Below are 7,357 nucleotides of genomic sequence, written 5' to 3'. Positions count from 1 at the left end.
GGGCTTGGGGGTTCTGGGTATAAGAGCCTGGCGATGACCTACTTTCACACGGGTAGTCCGCACTATCATCGGCGCAAAGTCGTTTCACGGTCCTGTTCGGGATGGGAAGGGGTGGTTCCAACTCGCTATGGTCACCAGGCATGAGGGGTTGCCGGGCTGACTAGTGTCAGCGCGGCGAATCTGGGTGTAGTAAAGATTGGGTTGTGTTGTACACCTGGGCACTAGGCGCACTCACCAGGTAAAACACACTGGTTATAGGATCAAGCCTTACGGGCAATTAGTACTGGTTAGCTTAACGCATTACTGCGCTTCCACACCCAGCCTATCAACGTCCTGGTCTCGAACGACCCTTCAAGGAGGTCAAGCCTCCAGGGAATCCTCATCTTCAGGCGAGTTTCCCGCTTAGATGCTTTCAGCGGTTATCTCTTCCGTACATAGCTACCCTGCGATGCCTCTGGCGAGACAACAGGTACACCAGCGGTACGTCCACTCCGGTCCTCTCGTACTAGGAGCAGCCCCCGTCAAGATTCCAACGCCCACGGCAGATAGGGACCAAACTGTCTCACGACGTTTTAAACCCAGCTCACGTACCTCTTTAAATGGCGAACAGCCATACCCTTGGGACCGGCTACAGCCCCAGGATGAGATGAGCCGACATCGAGGTGCCAAACACCGCCGTCGATATGAACTCTTGGGCGGTATCAGCCTGTTATCCCCAGAGTACCTTTTATCCGTTGAGCGATGGCCCTTCCATTCAGAACCACCGGATCACTATGTCCTGCTTTCGCACCTGCTCGACTTGTCGGTCTCGCAGTTAAGCACGCTTTTGCCATTGCACTTTAGGTACGATGTCCGACCGTACCAAGCGTACCTTCGAACTCCTCCGTTACACTTTGGGAGGAGACCGCCCCAGTCAAACTGCCTACCATGCACTGTCCCCGACCCGGATTCACGGGCCAAGGTTAGAACCTCAAACAAACCAGGGTGGTATTTCAAGGACGGCTCCACGTGAACTAGCGTCCACGCTTCAAAGCCTCCCACCTATCCTACACAGATCGGTTCAAAGTCCAATGCAAAGCTACAGTAAAGGTTCATGGGGTCTTTCCGTCTAGCCGCGGGGAGATTGCATCATCACAAACACTTCAACTTCGCTGAGTCTCGGGAGGAGACAGTGTGGCCATCGTTACGCCATTCGTGCAGGTCGGAACTTACCCGACAAGGAATTTCGCTACCTTAGGACCGTTATAGTTACGGCCGCCGTTTACCGGGACTTCAATCAAGAGCTTGCACCCCATCATTTAATCTTCCGGCACCGGGCAGGCGTCACACCCTATACGTCCACTTTCGTGTTTGCAGAGTGCTGTGTTTTTATTAAACAGTCGCAGCCACCATTTTATTGCAACCCCTTCACCCTCCTGGCGCAGGCCAGTCAAGCTACAAGGGCGTACCTTATCCCGAAGTTACGGTACCAATTTGCCGAGTTCCTTCTCCCGAGTTCTCTCAAGCGCCTTAGAATACTCATCTCGCCCACCTGTGTCGGTTTGCGGTACGGTCTCGTATGACTGAAGCTTAGAGGCTTTTCTTGGAACCACTTCCAATTGCTTCGCAGCACTAGGCCGCTCGCCCCACATCCTTGAATTCCGCGCCCGGATTTGCCTAAGCGCCTTCTCCAATGCAGGGACCGGGACTTCCAACACCCGGACAACCTTCCGCGATCCGTCCCCCCATCGCATCATACGACGGTGCAGGAATATTAACCTGCTTCCCATCAGCTACGCATCTCTGCCTCGCCTTAGGGGCCGACTCACCCTACGCCGATGAACGTTGCGTAGGAAACCTTGGGCTTACGGCGAGGGGGCCTTTCACCCCCTTTATCGCTACTCATGTCAGCATTCGCACTTCTGATACCTCCAGCATCCTTTACAAGACACCTTCACAGGCTTACAGAACGCTCTCCTACCACGCACTTGCGTGCGTCCGCAGCTTCGGTGACTGGCTTAGCCCCGTTACATCTTCCGCGCAGGACGACTCGATCAGTGAGCTATTACGCTTTCTTTAAAGGGTGGCTGCTTCTAAGCCAACCTCCTGACTGTTTTAGCCTTCCCACTTCGTTTCCCACTTAGCCAATCTTTGGGACCTTAGCTGGCGGTCTGGGTTGTTTCCCTCTTGACACCGGACGTTAGCACCCGATGTCTGTCTCCCGTGATTGCACTCTTCGGTATTCGGAGTTTGCTATGGCGGGGTAATCAGCAATAGACCCCCCAACCATGACAGTGCTCTACCCCCGAAGGTGAGACACGAGGCACTACCTAAATAGTTTTCGGAGAGAACCAGCTATTTCCAGATTTGTTTAGCCTTTCACCCCTATCCACAGCTCATCCCCTAACTTTTCAACGTTAGTGGGTTCGGTCCTCCAGTACGTGTTACCGCACCTTCAACCTGGCCATGGATAGATCATCTGGTTTCGGGTCTACACCCAGCGACTCAACGCCCTATTCGGACTCGCTTTCGCTACGCCTTCCCTAATCGGTTAAGCTTGCCACTGAATGTAAGTCGCTGACCCATTATACAAAAGGTACGCCGTCACCCGTTTCCAGGCTCCGACTGTTTGTATGCATGCGGTTTCAGGATCTATTTCACTCCCCTCCCGGGGTTCTTTTCGCCTTTCCCTCACGGTACTGGTTCACTATCGGTCGATTACGAGTATTTAGCCTTGGAGGATGGTCCCCCCATCTTCAGACAGGATTTCACGTGTCCCGCCCTACTTGTCGTACACCTAGTTCCACAACGCTGTTTTCGCATACAGGGCTATCACCTGCTATGGCCGGGCTTTCCATCCCGTTCTGCTAACAATGCTGCTAAAGAGTACAAGGCTCTTCCCATTTCGTTCGCCACTACTTTGGGAATCTCGGTTGATTTCTGTTCCTGCAGCTACTTAGATGTTTCAGTTCGCCGCGTTCGCTTCCCTTGCCTATGTATTCAGCAAGGGATGACCCATTAGGGCCGGGTTTCCCCATTCGGACATCTCCGGATCAAAGCTTGTTTGCCAGCTCCCCGAAGCTTTTCGCAGGCTACCGCGTCCTTCATCGCCTGTAATCGCCAAGGCATCCACCACATGCACTTGTTCGCTTGACCCTATAACGAGTGTGTCTCAAGGACACGACCGTCATAGGTCTGAGTTCTCGCGTTTGTGCCGTATTCCAAGTCATCTTTCGATCACTTAAATACATTTTGGTTGATACAATCACAACCCGGTATCGTGTTGGGTACTTCAGCCTCTCATCAAGGCTTCACGACACCTTTACTACATCCCATATTGTTAAAGAACAGCCGAGCTAAATGCTCGTTGGCAACAGCCAAAGACAATCACTCAGAATAAACTCCTGAATACTTGTCTTTGACGACTACCCCAAGGTAAGTGGTGGAGGATGACGGGATCGAACCGACGACCCCCTGCTTGCAAAGCAGGTGCTCTCCCAGCTGAGCTAATCCCCCGTGAGATAACTTGGTGGGTCTGGTAGGACTTGAACCTACGACCCCCGCCTTATCAAGACGGTGCTCTAACCACCTGAGCTACAGACCCTTGGCTGTAACAGCAAACAAACCGATAAGTGTGAACGCTTGACTTGTGAACACAAGCCTCTAGAAAGGAGGTGATCCAGCCGCACCTTCCGATACGGCTACCTTGTTACGACTTCACCCCAGTCATGAACCCTGCCGTGGTAATCGCCCTCCTTGCGGTTAGGCTAACTACTTCTGGCAAAACCCACTCCCATGGTGTGACGGGCGGTGTGTACAAGACCCGGGAACGTATTCACCGCGGCATGCTGATCCGCGATTACTAGCGATTCCAGCTTCACGTAGTCGAGTTGCAGACTACGATCCGGACTACGATGCATTTTCTGGGATTAGCTCCCCCTCGCGGGTTGGCAACCCTCTGTATGCACCATTGTATGACGTGTGAAGCCCTACCCATAAGGGCCATGAGGACTTGACGTCATCCCCACCTTCCTCCGGTTTGTCACCGGCAGTCTCTCTAGAGTGCCCTTTCGTAGCAACTAGAGACAAGGGTTGCGCTCGTTGCGGGACTTAACCCAACATCTCACGACACGAGCTGACGACAGCCATGCAGCACCTGTGTCCACTTTCTCTTTCGAGCACCTAATGCATCTCTGCTTCGTTAGTGGCATGTCAAGGGTAGGTAAGGTTTTTCGCGTTGCATCGAATTAATCCACATCATCCACCGCTTGTGCGGGTCCCCGTCAATTCCTTTGAGTTTTAATCTTGCGACCGTACTCCCCAGGCGGTCAACTTCACGCGTTAGCTACGTTACTGAGAAAATGAATCCCCAACAACTAGTTGACATCGTTTAGGGCGTGGACTACCAGGGTATCTAATCCTGTTTGCTCCCCACGCTTTCGTGCATGAGCGTCAGTGACGTCCCAGGGGGCTGCCTTCGCCATCGGTATTCCTCCACATCTCTACGCATTTCACTGCTACACGTGGAATTCTACCCCCCTCTGACATACTCTAGCCTTGCAGTCACAAGCGCAATTCCCAAGTTAAGCTCGGGGATTTCACGCCTGTCTTACAAAACCGCCTGCGCACGCTTTACGCCCAGTAATTCCGATTAACGCTCGCACCCTACGTATTACCGCGGCTGCTGGCACGTAGTTAGCCGGTGCTTATTCTTCCGGTACCGTCATCCGCCCCAGGTATTAACCAGTGCGTTTTCTTTCCGGACAAAAGTGCTTTACAACCCGAAGGCCTTCTTCACACACGCGGCATTGCTGGATCAGGGTTGCCCCCATTGTCCAAAATTCCCCACTGCTGCCTCCCGTAGGAGTCTGGGCCGTGTCTCAGTCCCAGTGTGGCTGATCGTCCTCTCAGACCAGCTACTGATCGTCGCCTTGGTGGGCCTTTACCCCACCAACTAGCTAATCAGACATCGGCCGCTCCTGCTGCGTGAGGCCTTGCGGTCCCCCACTTTCACCCTCAGGTCGTATGCGGTATTAGCTAATCTTTCGACTAGTTATCCCCCACAACAGGGTACGTTCCGATGTATTACTCACCCGTTCGCCACTCGCCGCCAGACCGAAGTCCGCGCTGCCGTTCGACTTGCATGTGTAAGGCATGCCGCCAGCGTTCAATCTGAGCCAGGATCAAACTCTTCAGTTCAATCTCTGTGTGGTGCCGAAGCACCTCGCTCTTTCGAGCGGTCGCTCACTCTCAGAAAACTGACTGGCTCACATCTCGCGACGTGAACCAACATGTTTTACTGTGCGAGCACTGATAACTTTTGAAGCATCACAAGGCCGAAACCTCGTGGCGTTCGCCATCAAGCGCCCACACTTATCGGTTGTTTGTTTGTTAAAGAACCTCAGCGGCCGGCTTTGCCGTTCGCTGTCGCTGCGTCGTTTTCGTTGCAGCGGAGAAACGAGATTATGCAGAGCATTCAGCGTTTCGTCAACAGTTTTTGCAGAACTTTTTTTCTGCCGGTCAGCGCTGAAAACTCCTCAGCCGCTCACCCCCTGTTGCCCCACAACCCTTGTCGCTGCTGCGTTTGCAGTGCGCTTCGTGTTGCGAGGGGGCGAATATTAGATGACTCCTCCGGCCCGCGCAAGGGGTTTCGCAAAAGAATTTTCCGATCCCGTAGAATCGGCGCATGACGACCATGCCGGAACCGCCTACCTATCTACCCGAACGCCTGTTCAGCCGCGACGCGGGGGCGCTCGACGCGCACGCGCTGGCGGCCGCCCTCTCCCGGCCTATTGCATTTGTCGACCTGGAGACGACTGGCCCGGATGCCCAGCGCGATCGCATTACCGAGATTGGCGTAGTGGAAGTCGGCCCCGACGGCATTCAGGAATGGGACACGCTCGTCGATCCCCAAGCCAGCATCCCTCCGTTCATTCAAGGCATGACCGGCATCACCGACGAGATGGTGCGCGGCCAACCCACCTTCGAATCGATCGCGGAGCTGCTGGCCGAGCGGCTGCAAGGCCGGCTGTTCGTCGCGCACAACGCCCGCTTCGACTATGGCTTTCTCAAGAATGAGTTCCGCCGAGCCGGTGTGACGTTCCGTGCCGACGTGCTTTGCACGCTGCGCCTGTCCCGCTCACTGTTCCCGTCCGTCGAACGTCATGGGCTCGATGCCCTGATCGCCCGGTTCAATCTGGTGCCCAAGGGCCGCCACCGGGCGCTGGCCGATGCCGAGCTGCTCTGGCAGTTCTGGCAGAAGATTCATGGCCTCTATTCCGTGGATCTGGTCGAATCGGCGGTCAAGGCGTTGGTCAAGCACGCGAGCTTGCCGGCCGGCCTCAGCGAAACGGCGCTCGACGATGTGCCCGACCGCCCGGGCGTGTATCTGTTCTATGGAGACGAGGACGCGCTGCTCTACGTCGGCAAGAGCATCCATCTGCGCCAGCGCATCCGCGCCCATTTTTCCGGTGACCATACCAATCCGAAAGAAATGCGGATTGCCCGCGCGGTGCGGCGCGTGGATTGGCGCGAGACAGGCGGGGAGATCGGCGCGCTGCTGCTGGAGGCGCACCTAGTCAAGACGCTCCGTCCATTACATAACCATCAGCTTCGACATGATGGCGAGCTATTTGCATGGGAACTGGTGGATGGCCTGCCCGCGCCGCGTCTGCGGTCGGATCGACAGGTCGACTTCAGCCGTCATGCCGCGCTATATGGCGTGTTCCCCAGCCGCGCCAGGGCGCGTGCGCGGCTGCGCGCGCTGGCCGAAGACCAGCAGCTTTGCCAGGTCACGCTGATGATCGAGCCGACAGCGCGCAGCGGCAATCCCTGCTTCGCCCGGCAAATTCATCGATGCGCCGGGGCCTGCACGGGGCACGAGTCGCGGGCCGATCATCGCGTGCGGGTGCTGGCCGCACTGGGCGACATGGCACTGGAGGCCTGGCCGTTCCCCGGCCCCATTGCCTGGCGCGAAGGCCAGCAGCCCGACCAACCCTGGCACGTCATCGAAGACTGGTGCTATCTGGGTACGGCGCCCACGTTGGCGGATGCCGAAAGCCTGACCGCGTCGCCCGCACGCTTCGACATGGACACCTATCTGATCCTGGCCCCGCATCTGGCCAGCCTGAAGGCGGCAGCCGTGCAACTGCCCTCCATGCGGCCGTTCGCGCTGACGGCCCCGGTGGCAGCATCGGACGACCCCGAGCCAGTAGCGAAGCCGCGAATCACCGCCAGGCGCGCGCCCACCGGCTCGGACACCCAGCCTTCGCTCTTCGGCTGACGATGGCCGTTGGTGCGGTGGCGCGCGTAAACGCGTTGCCACCCACTCGATGACTCGGCTAGTCTCCGACAGGAGGACCTGCACCCTCGAGATGGA

The 7,357-nt window shown here is 56.3% G+C and carries 1 protein-coding gene, 2 tRNA genes and 3 rRNA genes; 1 reads left to right on the top strand and 5 read right to left on the bottom strand.

Annotation, left to right across the window (positions count from 1 at the left end):
• Positions 1-25: 25 nt before the first annotated feature.
• The 5 genes from rrf to AC3FLX_RS02890 form a co-directional block, all read right to left on the bottom strand.
• A 5S ribosomal RNA gene (gene rrf / locus AC3FLX_RS02910) occupies positions 26-139 on the bottom strand.
• 117 nt (positions 140-256) lie between these two features.
• A 23S ribosomal RNA gene (locus AC3FLX_RS02905) occupies positions 257-3,135 on the bottom strand.
• A gap of 284 nt (positions 3,136-3,419) precedes the next feature.
• Positions 3,420-3,495: transfer RNA gene (locus tag AC3FLX_RS02900), tRNA-Ala, on the bottom strand.
• A gap of 11 nt (positions 3,496-3,506) precedes the next feature.
• A tRNA-Ile gene (locus tag AC3FLX_RS02895) sits at positions 3,507-3,583 on the bottom strand.
• 63 nt (positions 3,584-3,646) lie between these two features.
• Positions 3,647-5,178, bottom strand: a 16S ribosomal RNA gene (locus AC3FLX_RS02890).
• Together the 16S, 23S and 5S rRNA genes with 2 tRNA genes alongside form the textbook arrangement of a ribosomal RNA operon.
• A 496-nt stretch (positions 5,179-5,674) precedes the next feature.
• On the opposite strand from AC3FLX_RS02890, the gene AC3FLX_RS02885 reads away from it, so the two are divergent.
• The gene (locus tag AC3FLX_RS02885) at positions 5,675-7,261 is read left to right on the top strand and encodes a 3'-5' exonuclease family protein (RefSeq protein WP_488693724.1); all 1,587 of its coding nucleotides are present in this window, start codon (positions 5,675-5,677) and stop codon (positions 7,259-7,261) included.
• The last annotated feature ends 96 nt before the right edge of the window (positions 7,262-7,357 follow it).

Source organism: Cupriavidus sp. 291-E7 (assembly GCF_057798835.1).
This window is presented reverse-complemented; position numbering and strand designations above follow the sequence as displayed.

Excerpts from the sequence above, each read along its gene's own strand:
- AC3FLX_RS02885 (WP_488693724.1), top strand. The coding sequence starts at position 5,675 with ATGCCGGAACCGCCTACCTATCTACCCGAACGCCTGTTCAGCCGCGAC.